Annotated in this window: 15 protein-coding genes, 3 tRNA genes and 1 other annotated feature; of the genes, 15 read left to right on the top strand and 3 right to left on the bottom strand. The window is 41.6% G+C overall.

Translation table 11 applies throughout. From position 1 onward, the window contains the following. Positions 1 to 10 precede the first annotated feature (10 nt). The 3 genes from DWX65_RS03760 to DWX65_RS03750 all read left to right on the top strand — a co-directional run bounded on the left by DWX65_RS03760 (position 11) and on the right by DWX65_RS03750 (position 1,240). Positions 11 to 862, top strand: a complete 852-nt coding sequence (locus DWX65_RS03760; RefSeq protein ID WP_118172829.1) for a DegV family protein — start codon at positions 11 to 13, stop codon at positions 860 to 862. Positions 863 to 1,070: 208 nt separating this feature from the next. Further along, positions 1,071 to 1,143, top strand: a tRNA-Val gene (locus DWX65_RS03755). A gap of 23 nt (positions 1,144 to 1,166) precedes the next feature. Continuing rightward, positions 1,167 to 1,240, top strand: a tRNA-Met gene (locus DWX65_RS03750). 131 nt (positions 1,241 to 1,371) lie between these two features. Here the strand turns inward: DWX65_RS03750 and DWX65_RS03745 are convergent. After that, on the bottom strand, positions 1,372 to 1,866 hold the full coding sequence (locus tag DWX65_RS03745; RefSeq protein WP_118172828.1) for a DUF6512 family protein: 495 nt from the start codon (positions 1,864 to 1,866) through the stop codon (positions 1,372 to 1,374). A 310-nt stretch (positions 1,867 to 2,176) separates the two neighbouring features. Between DWX65_RS03745 and ispF the strand changes: the two genes are divergently transcribed. From ispF to DWX65_RS03695, 10 genes are all read left to right on the top strand, one after another. Beyond that, entirely contained in the window at positions 2,177 to 2,716 is a 540-nt protein-coding gene (gene ispF, locus DWX65_RS03740) for a 2-C-methyl-D-erythritol 2,4-cyclodiphosphate synthase (protein WP_022242903.1), read from the top strand. Between the two features lie 79 nt (positions 2,717 to 2,795). Then, positions 2,796 to 3,014: a binding site (T-box leader), on the top strand. Between the two features lie 131 nt (positions 3,015 to 3,145). Then, complete coding sequence (epsC, locus tag DWX65_RS03735) at positions 3,146 to 3,823, top strand: serine O-acetyltransferase EpsC (protein WP_022242902.1); 678 nt, start codon at positions 3,146 to 3,148, stop codon at positions 3,821 to 3,823. Positions 3,824 to 3,854: 31 nt separating this feature from the next. Further along, positions 3,855 to 5,273 carry a cysteine--tRNA ligase gene (cysS, locus tag DWX65_RS03730; protein ID WP_022242901.1) on the top strand — a complete coding sequence of 473 codons (1,419 nt, stop codon included), beginning with the start codon at positions 3,855 to 3,857 and terminating at the stop codon, positions 5,271 to 5,273. Then, on the top strand, positions 5,258 to 5,719 hold the full coding sequence (locus DWX65_RS03725; RefSeq protein ID WP_118172827.1) for a Mini-ribonuclease 3: 462 nt from the start codon (positions 5,258 to 5,260) through the stop codon (positions 5,717 to 5,719). Before cysS ends, DWX65_RS03725 begins: the two co-directional genes overlap by 16 nt. 10 nt (positions 5,720 to 5,729) lie before the next feature. After that, entirely contained in the window at positions 5,730 to 6,485 is a 756-nt protein-coding gene (gene rlmB / locus DWX65_RS03720; protein WP_442969756.1) for a 23S rRNA (guanosine(2251)-2'-O)-methyltransferase RlmB, read from the top strand. A gap of 12 nt (positions 6,486 to 6,497) precedes the next feature. Beyond that, positions 6,498 to 7,094 (top strand): RNA polymerase sporulation sigma factor SigH, encoded by a 597-nt coding sequence (gene sigH / locus DWX65_RS03715; protein WP_118172826.1) that lies wholly within the window; start codon positions 6,498 to 6,500, stop codon positions 7,092 to 7,094. Between the two features lie 4 nt (positions 7,095 to 7,098). Beyond that, a complete protein-coding gene (locus DWX65_RS03710) occupies positions 7,099 to 9,270 on the top strand; it encodes a YhgE/Pip domain-containing protein (protein ID WP_118172825.1) in 2,172 nt (723 codons plus the stop codon). A gap of 19 nt (positions 9,271 to 9,289) precedes the next feature. Beyond that, positions 9,290 to 9,682, top strand: coding sequence for a hypothetical protein (locus tag DWX65_RS03705; RefSeq protein WP_199534332.1), 393 nt, complete (start codon positions 9,290 to 9,292; stop codon positions 9,680 to 9,682). A gap of 14 nt (positions 9,683 to 9,696) precedes the next feature. Further along, on the top strand, positions 9,697 to 11,838 hold the full coding sequence (locus DWX65_RS03700) for a YhgE/Pip domain-containing protein (protein WP_118172824.1): 2,142 nt from the start codon (positions 9,697 to 9,699) through the stop codon (positions 11,836 to 11,838). 67 nt (positions 11,839 to 11,905) lie between these two features. Continuing rightward, positions 11,906 to 11,978: transfer RNA gene (locus DWX65_RS03695), tRNA-Thr, on the top strand. A gap of 269 nt (positions 11,979 to 12,247) precedes the next feature. On the opposite strand, the gene DWX65_RS03690 is transcribed toward DWX65_RS03695, so the two are convergent. Beyond that, entirely contained in the window at positions 12,248 to 12,991 is a 744-nt protein-coding gene (locus tag DWX65_RS03690) for a LytR/AlgR family response regulator transcription factor (RefSeq protein WP_158561855.1), read from the bottom strand. A gap of 253 nt (positions 12,992 to 13,244) precedes the next feature. Between DWX65_RS03690 and DWX65_RS03685 the strand changes: the two genes are divergently transcribed. Both DWX65_RS03685 and DWX65_RS03680 read left to right on the top strand, forming a co-directional pair. Continuing rightward, on the top strand, positions 13,245 to 15,968 hold the full coding sequence (locus DWX65_RS03685; protein WP_147339131.1) for a DUF4097 domain-containing protein: 2,724 nt from the start codon (positions 13,245 to 13,247) through the stop codon (positions 15,966 to 15,968). A 148-nt stretch (positions 15,969 to 16,116) separates the two neighbouring features. Continuing rightward, positions 16,117 to 16,872, top strand: a complete 756-nt coding sequence (locus DWX65_RS03680) for a tRNA threonylcarbamoyladenosine dehydratase (protein ID WP_022242242.1) — start codon at positions 16,117 to 16,119, stop codon at positions 16,870 to 16,872. Between the two features lie 73 nt (positions 16,873 to 16,945). On the opposite strand, the gene pckA is transcribed toward DWX65_RS03680, so the two are convergent. Then, positions 16,946 to 18,550, bottom strand: a complete 1,605-nt coding sequence (pckA, locus tag DWX65_RS03675; protein ID WP_118172822.1) for a phosphoenolpyruvate carboxykinase (ATP) — start codon at positions 18,548 to 18,550, stop codon at positions 16,946 to 16,948. Positions 18,551 to 18,655 lie beyond the last annotated feature (105 nt).

The raw sequence follows: 18,655 nt of genomic DNA, 5'->3' as shown, positions 1-18,655 counted from the left end.
GGTTTTTGATATGGTAAAGATAATTTCAGATAGTACCTGTGATTTATCTGAAGAACTGGTAAAACGTTATGATATTACCATTCTTCCGCTTCACATTTTATTAGGTGACGAAGAATATCTGGATGGAGTAAATATTACTCCGCAGGAGATTTTTGACTGGTCGGATGAACACAAGACCACTCCAAAGACTTCAGCACCATCCGCAGAGCAGGCAGTAGAATTGTTAAAGCCTTATGTAGAAAAAGGTCAGGAGGTTATCTGTTTTGCCATTGCGTCCGGGATGTCTTCTTCCATGAATGTGATGCGTCTTGCAGCGGAAGAACTGAATGCGGAAAATCTGGTTACAGTAATTGATTCTGCAAATCTTTCTACCGGTATCGGACTTCTTGTCATAGAAGCAGCCGAAATGGCACATCAGGGAAAGAGCGCGGCAGAGATTACTGCACGCATTGAAGAATTAAAGCCTCTGGTTCGGGCAAGCTTTGTGGTAGACACCTTAACCTATCTTTATCGTGGTGGCAGATGCAGTGGACTGGCTGCCTTAGCCGGTGGTGCGTTAAAACTCCATCCCCGCATCAGTGTGGAAGATGGTAAAATGGGACCGGGCAAGAAATACCGTGGCAATATGGAAAAGGTTGTTCTCTCTTATGTGAAAGACATGGAAGAAGCAATGAAGAATGCCCGGCCGGAACGTGTATTTATCACTCATTCCGGCAGTGCTCCGGAAATCGTAGATAAGGTACGTGCTTATCTCAATGACCTGCATGTCTTTCATGAAATTTTAGAAACAAGAGCCGGCGGTGTAGTATCCAGCCATTGTGGACCGGGAACACTGGGTGTTTTGTTTATTGCGAAGGAGTAGGGAGTACGGAGAGATATATGATTTGCAAAGGTATCTCATAAGGCAGGTATCCGGCAGCTTGACAGAATTATTTGAGTAATTTTGAATCTTGAAATATTTTCAAAAATTTTAAATATTTCAAAAATATTTTTGAAAAAGTGCTTGACTTCACTATTCCTATATAGTATACTAGCAAAGCGGGTTGCAGATGAGTAACCCGCAGGAATATGGGATCTTAGCTCAGCTGGGAGAGCATCTGCCTTACAAGCAGAGGGTCACAGGTTCGAGCCCTGTAGGTCCCATTCCAAAACAAATAATTGAATATGGCGGAATAGCTCAGTTGGCTAGAGCACACGGTTCATACCCGTGGTGTCGAGAGTTCAAATCTCCCTTCCGCTACTGAAAAGAATCTTGCAGATGCAGGATTCTTTTTTTGCGAGTAGCAAGAAAAAATCTGGCATCAGGAAAGAACTGCAGGTGAGAATTTCTTGTAAATCCCTTACCGGCCTGTTTTCCTATTTAAAAATAGCTTATGGCTCCTGAAAAAGTCCAATCTCAGGCGGATAGTAACTAAAGATAAAAAACAGAATTGCAAGAATTACAAGGCAGGTAAGTAGCAGTCCACTGCGGTTGGCAAGTTTGCGGTTATCTTTCAGAAACCATCCGGTAAGAAAGACACCCAGAACACTGATGTAGAAAATTGCAATATCAATCGCCATGACAGAGAAGCCCAGCACACCGGTGTATGTGTAGAAGAGAATTGGAATCAATGCCAACCCAACCAGCGTCCCAATGGAGAGTGCTACTGGAATCGGATTTTGTTCCGGCAGTTTGAAAAAGAGAAAAAGCACAAGAACCAGCATTGGAAAGAAAAGGAGCTTCATGTGCTCCCAGGTGGATTCATTCCATGGTGCAAAAAGCCGTACGATGGAATTGTTACCGGACCATTCATAGACGAAATGTAATAGGGATCCAATCACAGACACAAAGAGAAAACCCCAGATAAAAAGTTTTTTAGAATTCATAAAAATACCTCCTGAAACTATAGTATGATGCAAAACAGGAAATAATATGAAAAAAGAAATCTATAAACAGCTATCAGAAAATACCTCCAGTGTGGTATAATGTCCGTAAGCATTGAGCAGTGCCAAAACAAGAAAAATCCAGATTGGCTGCTTGCAGACAAAACTGGATTTTCCTTGTTTTTGATAGGGCGAAAGCCCGAGAGCGGGAAGGTGCTTTGCAGCTTCCCGCATGCACTGCGGAGCTGGACCGAGATAGGGCGGAAGCAGAGAGCCGGAAAGTTGAAAAGAAAAAAAGAAAGCAGGTAATCACATGCGAGTAGGAATGGGATATGATGTTCATAAATTAGTAGAAGGAAGAAAATTAATCATAGGCGGAGTGGAGATACCGCACAGTCTTGGCTTGCTGGGACATTCGGATGCAGATGTATTGTTACATGCCATCATGGATGCGTTGCTGGGGGCAGCAGCTTTAGGAGATATCGGAAAGCATTTTCCGGATACAGACCCGGCATATGAGGGGATTTCCAGTATAAAATTATTGGAAGAAGTGGGACAGCTTTTAGAGAAAGAGAATTATGTCATTGATAATATCGATGCTACGATTATTGCCCAGAAGCCCAAAATGCGTCCACACATTGAGAAGATGGAAGAAAATATTGCACAGGCATTGAAGATAGACGTCAGTCAGGTAAATGTAAAGGCAACCACAGAGGAAGGGCTTGGCTTTACCGGAAGCGAAGATGGAATCAGCTCCCAGGCAATCTGTGCTATCTCAAGTATCTATGAAAACAGCATAGCAGTGGGAGGCAGTGAACGAAATTGCGCAGGCTGCCCGGGATGCGGAAAATAACTTTTCTATTGACAAAATGGCAATTCGTGCATAAACTAGTAGCGTAAAAAGAATTTAAAAATGATTCAGAAATGAATTGATAAATGCAGTGAACGGAAAGAGTAGTATACATGCGTGAATAAAAGAGAGAGACTGTCATCGGCTGAAAGCAGTCTTGATTCCAAAGTATATGAAGTGCATCCGGAAGCAGTCCCGGTGAAAGCAAGTAGCCAGGAACGAATAGCACACGTTACGTGTATTGAGGGAAAGCAGCAATGCTTTACTTAGAGTGGAACCGCGGAATAATTTCGTCTCTATATTTATATAGAGACGATTTTTTACTTTACAGGAAATTGCTTTCCTGTAAAGTAAAAAATCGCTCCGCGAGAAAAATTGCAGGCTTGCATGCATAAAGGAAAGAATCTATACAGTGAACAGGAGGCTGTAATCATGGGTTTTATAAAAGAATTAAAAGAGGAATTTGAGATTATCAAGGAGCGTGATCCGGCATTAAAATCTCCAATGGAGGTTTTGCTTTATCCGTCATTTCGTGTTATGCTTAGTTATAGGCGTGCACATAAGCATTACCTGAAGGGACATTTCTTCCGGGCGAGATATATTTCACAGAAAGCAGCAAGAAAAACCGGAATTGAGATACATCCGGGCGCAGTAATTGGAAAAGGATTCTTTATCGACCATGGTACCGGCGTTATCATCGGAGAGACATCGATTATCGGAGATAATGTAACCTTATATCAGGGTGTAACCCTGGGCGGAACCGGTAAGGAAACCGGAAAGCGTCATCCGACCTTAGAGGATAATGTAATGGTAAGTGCCGGAGCGAAAATCATCGGTTCCTTTACGGTAGGAGAGAATTCGAAAATCGGTGCAGGGAGTGTGGTAATTGAAGAGGTGCCGCCAAACTGTACGGTAGTAGGTGTTCCGGGACGAATCGTAAAACGTAACAATGTAAAAATTCCACGCAGCGATATGGATCAGTGCAATCTGCCGGACCCGGTACAGGAAGACATCAATGTATTGCAGCGGGAAAATTCAGAATTATGCAACCGTATCATTGATATGGAAAAAGAGATAAAAGCATTAAAGCAGGAAGTAGAAAAGAATTAAATAAGTAATTCCAGGAACGATGGAGGATAACATGGAGAACAACGTAAAGATTTTTAATACCCTTACAAGAAAAGTAGAGACCTTTGTGCCAAACGAAGATGGCAAAGTGAAAATGTATACCTGCGGACCAACCGTATATCATTTTGCACATATCGGAAATCTGCGCAGCTATATTATGGAAGATGTATTAGAGAAAACACTTCGCTATGCAGGTTATGATGTAAAGCGTGTCATGAACATAACAGACGTAGGACATCTTTCCAGTGATGCAGATACCGGTGAGGATAAAATGTTAAAGGGCGCAAAGCGTGAGCACAAGACCGTTATGGAGATTGCAAAGTATTATACCGATGCATTCTTTTCCGATTGCTCCAAATTAAATATCAAACGTCCGGATGTGGTAGAGCCGGCAACCAATTGTATCCCGGAATTTATTCATATGATAGAGGTACTTTTAGAGAAAGGCTATGCATATATTGCCGGAGAAAATGTATATTTTGATACATCAAAATTAGATGATTATTATGTATTCTCCAGCCAGAGCGAAAAAGAGCTGATGGTAGGTGTCCGTGATGACGTATCTGAGGATGAAAATAAGCGCAACAAGAGTGATTTTGTATTGTGGTTTACCAAGTCCAAATTCGATAACCAGGAACTGAAATGGGATAGTCCATGGGGCGTTGGTTATCCGGGCTGGCATATCGAGTGCTCCTGCATCAGCATGAAGCATTTAGGCGAATATATGGATATTCACTGTGGTGGTGTGGATAATATTTTCCCACATCATACCAATGAGATTGCACAGAGTGAAGCATATCTTGGACACAAATGGTGTAATTACTGGTTCCATGTCCATCATCTGAATGATAAATCAGGAAAAATGAGTAAATCCAAGGGAGATTTCCTGACCGTTTCCTTATTGGAAGAAAAAGGTTATCTGCCGCTGGTATATCGTATGTTCTGTCTGCAGTCCCATTACAGAAAGCCATTGGAATTCTCTTATGAAGTAATGGATAATATGGAAAATTCCTATGTAAAGCTTCGTAAGACCATTGCAAAACTGGATGCGTCTACAGAAGTAGAGCAGGATAAATTTGATGCATACAAAGAGAAATTTCTGCAGGCATTAGAGGATGATTTAAATACTTCCATGGCACTGACTGTAGTATATGAAGTATTGAAAGCCGATATGACCGATGCAACCAAGCTTGCACTGGTAAAAGATTTTGATTATGTATTATCTCTTGATTTAGCAGCGGGAGAAGTAGCAAATCCTGCCGATGAGATCGATGCAGATTTAGAAGCATATGTATTAGAAAAAATCGAAGAGCGTAAGGCTGCAAAGAAGGAAAAAGATTTTGCCAAAGCAGACGCAATTCGTAATGAACTTTTGGAAAAAGGAATTGTCTTAGAGGATACCAGAGAGGGTGTAAAATGGAAAAAGGCATAGATTCCCATATCAAAGAATATTTTGACCTGCCAAAGGTGGATGTAGCAACCTACTCCCCTTTGGCACTTGCCTACATAGGAGATGGCATTTATGACCTTGTCATAAGAAGCATTGTAGTTGGAAAAGGCAATACCAAGGCATCCCGTCTGCATCAGACCACCAGCCATCTGGTGAAAGCACATGCGCAGGCAACGATGATGGAGACACTGACTCCGATGCTTACGGAAGACGAAACGGAAATTTACCGCAGAGGCAGAAATGCCAAGTCTCCGACAATGGCAAAAAACGCAACTATGTCAGATTATCGCCGTGCCACCGGCTTTGAAGCATTGATGGGCTATTTATATCTGACGGATCAGTTCGAGAGGATTTTAGAGCTGGTGAAAGAAGCAATCAGACATTATAATGTGAAGACCGGAAAAAATGATCTGGCAGGAGGAAAGTAGAATGGAAGAAATGCAGATGGAAAATACACAAACGGAAAGCACGAAGATAGAAGGAAGAAATGCAGTCTTAGAGGCATTTCGTTCCGGGAAAACCATAGACAAGCTGTTTGTATTAGATGGCTGTAAAGACGGTCCCATTCAGACCATTTTAAGAGAAGCGAAAAAGCATGATACGCTGGTACAGTTTGTGGCAAAAGAGCGTTTAGAGCAGTTGTCAGAGACGAAGAAGCATCAGGGTGTCATTGCCATGGCAGCAGCATTTTCCTATGCAACGGTAGAAGATATTTTAGAAAATGCCAGAAAGAAAAATGAAGCACCATTTGTCATTTTGCTGGATAATATTGAAGACCCGCACAATTTGGGTGCAATTATCCGTACTGCCAATCTGGCAGGTGCCCATGGCGTCATTATTCCAAAGCGCCGTGCAGTGGGACTGACCGCCACCGTAGCAAAGGCTTCTGCAGGAGCCATTTATTATACACCGGTAGCAAAGGTAACCAATCTTACCAATACCATCCGGGAACTAAAGGAGCAGGGCATGTGGTTTGTCTGTGCAGATATGGGTGGCACAACCATGTATGATCTGGATTTAAAAGGTTCTATCGGACTGGTTATCGGAAATGAAGGAGAAGGTGTCAGCAAATTGGTAAAAGAAAACTGTGATTTTGTGGCATCGATTCCAATGAAGGGAGATATTGACTCCTTAAATGCATCGGTAGCGACAGGTGTTTTAGCTTATGAAATTGTAAGACAGAGATTAAGTTAACAGGAGAGAGAGATGCAATCTTATCAGAACATGAGTGATGAGGAATTAATTGCAGCACTTCGTAGTGGTGAAAATGAAATTACAGATTATCTGATGGACAAATACAAGAGTCTTGTAAAGAAAAAAGCAAAAGCACTTTATCTCATTGGTGGTGAGACGGACGATTTGATTCAGGAGGGAATGATTGGCCTGTTTAAAGCTGTCCGGGATTATCAGCCGGATAAAGACAGCAGCTTTTTTCATTTCGCAGACCTTTGTATTGCAAGACAGATGTATACAGCAGTGGAGGCTTCCAATCGGAAAAAGCATGCACCGCTCAATTCGTATGTACCGCTTTATGCAGACAGTGAGGATTCGGAAGGCAGGAATCTGGCGGATGTGTTAGAAACCATGGATGAGACGAATCCGGAGAATTTATTTATCAGTCAGGAAGACCGGGAAGATTTCAAACGGAAAGTAAATGAGACTTTAAGCAAAATGGAACAGGAAGTATTATCGTATTATCTGCAGGGCTTTCGCTATGAGCAGATTGCAGAAGCTATGGGAAAAGAGCCGAAGGCTGTGGATAATGCGTTGCAGCGTTTAAAGAAGAAGTTGAAAGGGAAGTAACGGCATGAAAAATATCATTCACATTTTTCGAAAGGACGTAAGAGGACTTTGCAGGAATTTTTTTGCACTGGTCATTGCAATCGGATTGTGTTTTATTCCATCTTTGTATGCATGGTTTAATATTTATTCCAACGAGGATCCTTATGCCAACACCGGAAATATCTATATTGCAGTGGTATCTGAAGATGAAGGAATGAAATTAGAGGATGGCACAACCGTCAACATGGGTGCTCAGGTGATGGAGCAGTTGAAGGAGAATAAGTCCATAGGCTGGCAGTTTGTAGACAGCTCTGATGAAGCAATCAGCGGAGTAGAAAGTGGAAAATATTATGCGGCAGTAGTTATAAGTGACCGTTTTTCCGAGAGCATGTTCAGTATTTTTACAGAAGGACTGGAAAATCCGACAATTACATATTATGAGAATGAGAAGAAAAATGCCATTGCAACGAAAATTACCGATACTGCAGTGAGCACATTAAAGTCCAGTATCAATGAGACATTTCTTGAGACAGCGGCAAGTGCCATGTTTGCCCAGATGGATAATCTTTCTGAGAAAATAAGTGAAGATGGCGGTGTGGATGGATTCCGCCAGAAATTAGAGCAGCTCAGCCAGAATTTAAAGGACTATGATGCCATGATAGACAGCTTCCTGTCCGGAAATGAAGAACTGAGCGCAGGGATTGATGAAGCCAATTCCAGTGTGTCAAAGGTGGAAGATAAAATTGATTCAGCTGTAAATTCCCTGAATGGAACAAAGACACAATTAGACAGTACGGATACTACACTTTCAGATTTTTCCAAGAATGTGGAGACAACCTTAACGGATATTGAGAATTCTTTGAATAAGATTTCAACGGATATTACCAATGCCGGACTGGGAGATTCTGCCAAGAAGACAACTGAAAGTATTGAGACAACAACGAATGATATCAAGACTTTAAATGATCAGTTGCAGTCGCTTTATGGAGCAATCAGTGGACTCAAGACAGATGAGAGCTTTACGGACGAGCAGAAAACGGATATGGATGATGTGATGTCACAGATTGATGCGTTGAAGCAGGATGCAGAAGAAATGCAGAAGCTTTTAGAGACACTGATGCCGGACAATGCATCAGATGCAGTAAAAGATGCGGTAGATACTGTGACAGGCGGAATGAATACAGCATTGTCTACCTGCAGCAAGACCATTGAAAATATGAAGAATGTATACACCAATAATCTGGTGCCTGGAGTATCCGGAATATTGGATACGGCATCCCAGATACTGGTCAATGTAACCAATCTTTTGAATAATCTGAATAATACATTAGGTGACATGGAAACCATTTTCGATGGAACCTTAGATATGGTAGATGCTACAGATGAAAGCTTTACACAGATTCAGACATTGCTGAAGACCTGTGATACAAAGATAGAAGAGGCAATCAGCAAGCTGAATGAAGCATCGGAAGATGAACAGATGCAGATTATCATGGAACTTTTGGGCGGCGATCCGGAATCCTATGGTAAATTCTTTGCACAGCCGGTAAAAGTGGAGACAAAGCAGGTTTATGAGATTAAAAATTATGGTTCTGCGGTTGCACCATTTTATACAACACTGGCACTCTGGGTAGGCGGTATTGTACTGGTGGCACTGATTAAGGTAAAGGCATCCGAAAAGGATCTGACGAATCCGAAGCGTTATCAGCTTTTCCTTGGAAGATATCTCATTTTCTTTGTGATGGGACAGATACAGGCATTGATTATTGTGCTGGGTAATATTTATCTGCTGCATTGCCAGGTGAAGAATCCGGTATTGTTCTGGTTTGCGGCGTCGCTGACGAGCTTTACCTTTACGCTGTTAATTTATGCACTGACACTTTCCTTTGGCGATATCGGAAAAGCACTGGTGGTTGTAATGGTCGTTATTCAGATTGCAGGTTCCGGTGGAACATATCCGATTGAGATATTGCCGGAATTTTACCGGCGGGTATATATTTTCTTCCCATTCCCATACGCCATTAATGCCATGCGTGAAACCATTGGCGGCATGTATGGCGGAGCCTATGAGAAGAATCTGGCAGAGCTTCTGATTTTCGCAGCAGCGGCATTGTTAATCGGACTGCTGATTCGCGTACCATTTATGGGTATCAATCATTTCGTAGAAAAGCGAATGAAAGATACGAAGATGATGTAAGAGAGCAGGTGAAGAGCAGATGGAAAAGAAAGAAGATTATGAAAAGCTTTATGACATGCTTTTAGGCTATGAGCAGGAGATTCATAAGAAGAACCAGAAACGTATCCGCATCGGATTGCGGTGTCTTATCATTATTCCACTGATTTTCCTGGCATTGTTATTCTGGACAGAAAGCTCAAAAATTGTATTTTTGATTCTGTGGATTGTATCGCTGTTTATTCTGGCAGGATATTTAATCTTTGTAGAATATTCAGACTATAAATTACAGGAAAAATTAAATGAGATTTCTAACCGGGAGCAGCAGGAGAGAGATGCACTGATTGGCGATGGAATTGCCCAGGTAGAAGAACGGATTCGTACCGTACTTCAGACGGCAGAGCAGGAACTTTTAACGGATAGCACAAAGGAGTAGCAGAGGGATAACACATGAAAAATATTTTTAGAATCTTTTACCGGGATTTTAAGAGAGTCAGCACCAATGTGGTAGCAGTAGTTATTGTAATAGGCCTTTCCATTATTCCATCACTGTACGCATGGTTTAATATATTGTCCAACTGGGATCCATATGGACCGGAATCCACGTCGAATCTTAAGATAGCAGTATATTCTGCAGATGCGGGAATAGACATGGGAGGTCTGTCTTTAAATATCGGAGACAGCGTCATTGATGCCCTGAAAGCCAATCAGACTATGGGCTGGCAGTTTACTGATACCATGGATGAAGCAACCGACGGTGTATACAGCAGTGAATATTATGCGGCACTGATTATTCCGGAGGATTTCTCCGAGAAAATGATAAGCTTCCTTAACGGAGAAGTACAGAATCCGCAGATTATTTATTATGAAAATGAGAAGAAAAATGCCATTGCACCAAAGATTACATCCAAGGCAAAAACGGCAGTGCAGGAACAGGTTAATGCAACCTTTGTCAGCACTCTGGCAGAAGTCATGTTAAAGGTAAATGATGTCATGGTAGAAAATGGAATGGATTCCGGCTCTATGATGAATCTTTTCCTGACACAGCTTAATGATTTAAGCGGAGATTTGGACAGCTATATTGCATTGCTGAATTCTTTTGTCAGCATTACCAATTCGGCATCCAGCCTGATTGATACGACACAGGTTATGCTGCCGAATCTGAATACGATGGTAGATGATGGTTCGAATACGGTAAATACCATGCAGGGAGCATTGAATTCCGGCAGCCTTAATGCCAGTGCTTTGGCTGAGGTTATTTCAGCAAATCTTAATACAGCAGCCGACAGCCTTGACAACATCAATACGCTGATACAGAATGCCTTAGATCAGTTGGATAACTATGGTGATTTATCTTCCGGCGGACTGCAGAGCGCAATTAATATGATGCCGCTGATCCGTCAGTTATTTGAAAACAGTGTGGCAGACTGGAAGGATGATGAAAGTGTTTCCGGTCAGATTGCAGAAATCGAAGCACAGTTAGATAAAATTGAAGCAGATTTAAACAGTGTCCAGAATAATGTCACAGATTTAAATACTGCAAAGGATACTTTAAACACTGAAATATCTACCGAAATAACTTCCTGTAAGACCAAAATAAAAGCTTTAAAAGATACGTTTGACTATTCGGTAAAAGGTCAGCTGGAGACAACCATTCAGTCCATGCAGGGGTCACTGAATCAGACACTGGCAATTTTAAATGGTGTCGATGGAGATTTTGATGAAGTATCGGAAGTGTTGGATGCTTATAGTGAAACCCTCGATAAGGGAAATGAAAGCTTAAGTGATTCACTGGCAGCAGCACAGGAAATGAAGACCGGACTTGACAGTGTGATTACAAGTCTCAGTGCTCTGGAAATCAGTGACCAGTATCAGGCTTTGATGAAAATTTTAGAGACCGACCCGACTTTGTTAGGAGATTTCTTATCTTCTCCGGTCAATATGGAGACGAAAGAGATTTATCCGATTTCCAATTATGGTTCGGCAATGTCACCGTTCTATACGGTACTGGCTTTGTGGGTAGGCGCGTTGATTCTGGTGGCAATCATTCATGTAAAGGTACTTCCGGATGAGAAAATACCGGATGCAAAACCTTACCAGAAATTCTTTGGAAGATATATTACATTCTTCCTGATTGGACAGGTGCAGGCATTGATTACTGCGCTGGGAGATTTATTTTATATTAAGATACAATGCCATAACCCGTTCTTATTCTGGCTTGCCTGTGCATGCTGCAGCTTTGTATTTACCTTATTTATGTACGCATTAACGGTAGCCTTTGAAAATGTCGGAGAGGCTTTGGCGGTAGTTATTATGGTTATCCAGGTAGCGGGAGCAGGTGGTTCCTTCCCAATCGAAGTATTGCCGGCAATCTATCAGCGGATTTACCGTTTCTTCCCATTCCCTTATGGAATGGATGCACTCCGGGAGACCATCGGTGGTATGTATGGAATGACTTATTGGAAATGCATTGGCATCTTAGGCATCTATATTATAATTTCACTTCTGATTGGACTTGTAATTGCAGTTCCGTTCCGGAAGTTAAATATGAAGATTGAGCATAGCAAAGAAAAATCTGACATTATGGTGTAGAAAAGTATTGACAATCATAGCTCTCTATAGTATAGTATTACAAGTCGGGATTAGTTCCGACAGAATTGCTGGCATGGCTCAGTCGGTAGAGCGTCGCATTGGTAGTGCGGAGGTCACGGGTCCGATTCCCGTTGCCAGCTTAACTAGAAAAAAGGCTGTAATCCTTGATTTTTCAAGGGTTACAGCCTTTTTGGTGATTATGCAAATCGCATAAAACATATTAACATCCGAGTCTGAATAATTTGCAGATTGTGTTAAATAACTCGGAACAGCTATTGAAATTAAAACACATAGTTTCGTCCTCCTTATTTTCTTTGAAATCATGTCTTAGCTAAGTACAAATGAATTGTAACAAGTCTGTAACATTTTCGCAATAGGAGTACATTGGAAACATGGGAAATATCTGGCCTTAGGATAAGCCGGGAGGAGTTGGCTCTTTCTCAAGCTTTGCAAACCAGCTATTAACGGCCTTGCTTACCTCGTCACGTTTACGAAAAGGAATCTGCACAATGGAGTGGTCTTCCATAATAAGGTCGTGCTGCAGAATTCCAGTGACATGGTTTAGGTTTACCAGATAGCTGCGGCCAACCGGAAGAAAACAGGCAACAGAGGCAAAGTCCTCGGTAAGCTGTGTCAGGTTTCCGGGAATCGTAAAAGTCTCTGATATAGCGTGCAGCAGGACATTGTGCTGCCCGGTTTCAAAAAAGAGAATATCTGAGTAAGGAAGAGAATATTCCTTCCTACGGACAGAAAAGGTAAATACTTCATTGGATTCCTCTAAAAGCGTATCGCAGCGGCTCATGGCATTGAGAAAATCTGTGTGTGAGTAAGGCTTTTGCAGATAGTAAAGAGCATTTACCTCATAGCTTGCCATGGCATGTTCCGTAGAAGAAGTGGTGAAAATAATGCCACCTTCATAGCCCAGTGAACGAAGGATACGTGCTGTTTCCACACCATCCTGGTTATTCATATAGATATCTAAAAACAGCAGAACCGGATAACGCTTTTCTTCCTTATAATATTGAATCATCTCTTCGCCCGAAGAAAAAAGTAGAATCTCCATATTACAATGATGTTTCGTGGCATATGTATTCAGATGATGTTTCAGCCGTAAGGCATCGCTTTCAGAATCTTCGCATAAGTAAATCAGCATAATTATTCTCCTGTATATAAAAAGTAAAAAACACCGGATACGAAACAAGTATAACATATTGAAAGAAAATAAAAATCATTTTTTATCGACAATCAGGAAGATAAAATCACAATTTGGAAGAATTGGTTGCAAAATTTTAAGCGTTTTCTTAAGATAGAAACTGTGTGAACAAAAGAAATAGAAATAAAAAAAGGAGAGGAAATATGGGAAAGAAACGAAAAAACGATGTCTGGCATTTTTGATGGCATTGGCTATGATGACAGGCTTATTTATGGGAGATGCTGCCGGACTATTGGTAAAGGCAGAGGATACGCCGGCATCCGTTCAAATAGGAATTACAACATTAGAGACGGGCTGGTATGTGAAGGCGGTGGATCCTCCTTCTACACCGGGACCATCTGCAACGATTCGTGGCGTCGATAAAGTAGGGGAAGAACCGGAAAGTGGTGGTTATATTTATTTTGATAAAGATACGGCAACCATGACTGTATATAATGATATGGAGATTGCTACTTCCGGACCGAATCCGGTGACAGTAACAGGCGGAAACTTAACAATTTCCGGAGCAGGAAATTTTACTGTAGAAGGAACTTCTCCTGCATTTCTGTTAGCCGGAACCGGTGCTGCCGTTGTCACAAAGGATTTTACCGGAAATTTTAAGGTGACAAGTAATAGTAATGTAATAAACGGTGGCAGCAGATTTGAGATAGATACAACCGGTGATATTACACTGGAAACTGCATCAACGTCTTCAGAGCCAATTGCTTTGAGCAGTGGAGTGGTTGATTTAAGTGGAAAGAAAGTTACGATAACCGCACCATGTGGTATGATTGACAGTGGAGTATCCACACTGAACCTGACACAGACAGAAGGAGACCTTGCATTAAGTTCTGCATCTGATTATTATCCAATTTTCCATGCAGAAAATGTTACCCTGAAAAATACCGGTGGAAAGGTGGAACTGGAAAATACCAGCACAGGGGTGTTGACTGACAGTAATCTTACGATTGAAGCTGCAGGAGATATTTCTTTAAAATCAGCGAAGGGAATAACAAGCAAGAGTAATCCACAGGTGAGCTTAACTTCAACCAATGGGGATGTTACAATAGAACAGACTGCAAACTCTGTCATGCAAGATGGTAAGCTGACGATTCGGGCATTGGCAGGAGCAGTAAGCATTTCAACTAATGCAACTGTACCGATGTTTCAGGCAGAACTTGATATAAAGGCAAAGAATGATGTAACACTGAAACAGAATGGAACAACAAATTCATCACTTACCTGGGGTGGAGCAGGTGGAAGTATTGAGTGTACTGATGGGGATATTACAATAGAACAGGAAGGCAGCACATATGTAATTTCGACTTTGAATGCAGTCGACTTGAATGCAGGTGGAACGGTTACGTTAAAGAGAAATATGGAAGGAACAGCATTAACTTCCATGGTGAAAGGGATTCCTGCAACAGGTGTAATCCAGCTTGTAGACGGCACAAAGAAAGGAGCCATCGTAGATGGAACCGTATATACTGCCAGCGGATGTACGCATCCAAAGCGTATCAATGGAAAATGTGTTGTTTGTGATGACCAGGAGCCGGTGGCTGCTATTGTAGATGCCAGCGGAAATGTAACAAATTATAACAGCCTGTCCGATGCATTCCATAATGCCAATGCAGACAATACTGTAAAATTATTAGTTGATTATAAGAACAGCAGTGAAACAATTGATTTATCCTCTGTATATAAGGCTGTAAATCTTGATTTAAATGGGAAGAGTTTAACATTAGATGCATTTAATATCATGAATCACTTAAGCGTTTCCAATGGAAAGCTTAACCTGAGAATGCTCAATGATGCAAATACTAGTCTTTCTGATAAATGTACATTAGAAAATGTGGAAGCGGATATCCATGAGATAAGTTGGACTGCAAATGGTGGTCTGGAATTAAAGAGCAGTAGACTTCATGTAGGTTCACAGGCATCCCCTTGCTCATTCTTTGTAGAAATGATTACAATAGCACCGGATGACGATTCTGTAATTACAGTAGAAAACATGATAAGTGGTCTGGCAAAATATAAAAATGTACCAGCAATGGAACAGGCATTAGGTAAATTAATTCCTTTCGGATATTCAGTTTTTGTTGATACTGATATTACAGTACTGGATGAATCCGGAAATCGTGCCCAAAATCTGGTGCTTCGTAATAAGAAGCTGGCAGAAGCGGACATTACTTTAAACCCGGCTGCCTTTGTCTATGATGGCACAGGAAAAGAGCCGACTGTAACCGTAACGTATGATGGAATGACATTAACTGAAGGAAGGGATTTTACGGTTACTTATATTGACAATATTGAAGTGGGTGATACAGCTGCAGCAATTATCAGCGGTTCCCGCTTTTTAGACAGTGTAACAAAATACTTCAGCATTACCAAAGCACATCGTGGAGCACCAACAGGACTTACCGCAGTAGCAGAAACCATTGATGGCAAAAATGATGGAAAGATTCGTGGTGTGAATGCGGAAATGGAATATAGTATTGATGGAACTACCTATACCGCAATTACAGAAAATGAATTGACCGGACTTGCTGACGGAACTTATCTGGTACGTTATCAGGAAACACGCAATTATTATGCGTCTTCTGCAACACAGATTGTAGTAGAAAAAGGACTTCCTTCTTCCGACAGCTTAAACCCGTCAAACCCGGGCGGCGGAAATAATCTGGAAAATACACCAGGTGGAAGCACGCCAAATGAAAATAATAATGGAACGACATTAACCGCCGGAAGTAATGTTGTTACAACATTGCCAGACGCATCTTCGCTACAGACACCGGCAGCAACAACGTCTGATAGCAGCACACAGGTTAAAACCGGAGACGACAATCAGATATTCCTATATTTTCTTGTACTGATTGCTGCGGCAGGAGTGGCTGCGGGAGCATATGGCAGATTAAATGCAGGACGCCGTATGAAATAAGTGAAAAGGGATATATCGGAAATAGAAAAGTCATGAAATGAAAAATAAAAATGCTGTACTTTCAGAAATGGGAGTGCAGCATTTTTCTGTTGCAAAGAACATAAGGACGCGGTAAAATGTAGCGTAGTCAAAGAAGAGGAGATAGAAGATGCTGACACAGTTTTCAAGAACCGAACTATTGCTTGGAAAAGAAGCAATGGAAAAATTAAAGAATGCAAAGGTTGCAGTATTTGGAATTGGCGGAGTAGGTGGATATGTCTGCGAAGCACTGGTAAGAAGCGGAGTTGGAGCTTTTGATCTGATTGATGATGACAAGGTATGCCTGACGAATCTCAACCGTCAGATTATTGCAACCAGAAAGACCGTTGGAAAATATAAAACAGACGTCATGAAAGACCGTATTTTAGAGATTAATCCAGATGCCAGGGTAGAAGTGCATAAATGCTTTTTCCTGCCGGAAAATGCGGATGAATTTCCTTTTGAAGAGTATGATTATATCGTAGATGCAGTAGATACGGTAACAGCGAAGATTTCACTGGTTATGAAGGCACAGGAGATGAATGTGCCGATTATCAGCAGTATGGGAGCCGGAAATAAGTTAGATGCCAGTCAGTTCCGTGTGGCAGATATTTATAAGACAAAGGTATGCCCGCTGGCAAAAGTAATGCGCCGTGAGTTAAAGAAACGTGGCGTAAAGAAGCTTAAGGTGGTTTATTCCGAAGAGCAGCCAACCAGACCAGTTGAAGATATGGCAATCAGCTGTAGAACCAACTGTATCTGTCCGCCGGGAGCAGCCCATAAATGTACGGAGCGGCGTGATATTCCGGGCAGTGTGGCATTTGTGCCATCTGTCGCTGGACTGATTATCGCAGGTGAAGTAGTAAAGGATCTGGCAGCAAAATAAGAAACAGATAAAGAAAACCGGATGTGGAATCACATCCGGTTTTCCGTTTCTATTGATTTCCTTATCAGGAAAATTATTTCTGAGGACCTGCAGAAACAAGAGCTTTACCAGCTTCATTTCCTTCGTATTTAGCAAAGTTCTTGATGAATCTGTCAGCAAGATCTAATGCTTTTGTCTCCCATTCAGAAGCATCTGCGTAAGTATCACGAGGATCTAAGATGCCTGAATCAACGCCTGGAAGCTCTGTAGGAACTTCAAAGTTGAAGAATGGAATCTGTTTTGTAGGAGCGGTTAAGATAGCTCCGCTTAAGATAGCATCGATGATACCACGAGTATCTTTGATGGAGATACGTTTTCCGGTTCCGTTCCATCCTGTATTTACGAGGTAAGCCTTAGCTCCGCTCTTTTCCATTTTCTTAACAAGCTCTGCAGCGTATTTTGTAGGATGCAGCTCTAAGAAAGCCTGTCCGAAACATGCTGAGAAAGTAGGTGTAGGCTCTGTGATTCCACGCTCTGTACCAGCAAGTTTTGCTGTAAATCCAGACAGGAAGTAGTACTGAGTCTGCTCTGGAGTTAAGATAGATACTGGAGGCAGTACTCCGAATGCATCTGCGGAAAGGAAGATGACATTCTTAGCTGCTGGAGCAGAAGAAATCGGGCGGACAATGTTCTCAATGTGGTTGATTGGGTAAGATACACGGGTGTTTTCTGTTACGCTCTTATCAGCAAAATCGATTTTTCCGTCAGCATCTAATGTTACGTTCTCAAGAAGAGCGTCACGTCTGATTGCATTGTAGATATCCGGCTCGGAATCCTTGTCAAGGTCGATAACCTTAGCGTAGCATCCACCCTCGAAGTTGAATACGCCGTTGTCATCCCAACCATGCTCGTCATCACCGATTAAGAGACGCTTAGGATCGGTTGAAAGGGTTGTCTTACCTGTTCCGGAAAGTCCGAAGAAGATAGCGGTGTTTTCACCGTTCATATCTGTGTTAGCAGAGCAGTGCATGGAAGCGATGCCCTTTAATGGCAGATAGTAGTTCATCATAGAGAACATACCTTTTTTCATTTCTCCGCCGTACCATGTATTAACGATAACCTGTTCACGGCTTGTAATGTTGAACATTACTGCTGTCTCAGAGTTTAATCCTAATTCTTTGTAGTTTTCAACTTTTGCTTTAGAAGCATTGTAAACGATGAAGTCCGGCTCAAAGTTCTTTAATTCTTCTTCAGTAGGCTGGATGAACATATTTGTTACGAAATGTGCCTGCCAAGCTACTTCTACGATGAAACGGATAGCCATACGGGTATCTTTGTTTGCACCACAGAATGCATCTACTACATAAAGTTTCTTGTTAGAAAGCTCTTTGATAGCGATGTCTTTTACAGCGCTCCAAGCTTCTTCAGATGCTGGATGGTTGTCGTTTTTGTATTCATCAGATGTCCACCATACAGTGTCTTTGGAATTCTCATCCATAACGATGAATTTGTCTTTAGGGGAACGACCTGTATAGATACCAGTCATAACATTGACTGCGCCAAGTTCACTTTCCTGACCTTTTTCATAGCCTTCCAGTTCTGGCTGGGTCTCTTCTGCGAATAATGTTTCGTAGGATGGGTTGTAGACAATTTCTGTTGTTCCAGTAATGCCATACTTGCTTAAATTGATTTCTGCCATTTTGTTTTTACCTCTTTCCTTTAAATATAGTAATATGATAATCGCCCGCAAAAAGCAGGTTTTTATGATATCTTGACTGAGAAACTATAAATCCTAGTTACGTCA

This window comes from Roseburia sp. AF20-18LB (genome assembly GCF_003461185.1).
GTDB classification, from domain to species: Bacteria; Bacillota; Clostridia; order Lachnospirales; family Lachnospiraceae; genus Roseburia_C; species Roseburia_C amylophila.
The sequence above is the reverse complement of the archived record's forward strand: the minus strand, read 5'-3'. Positions and strand labels throughout refer to the sequence as shown.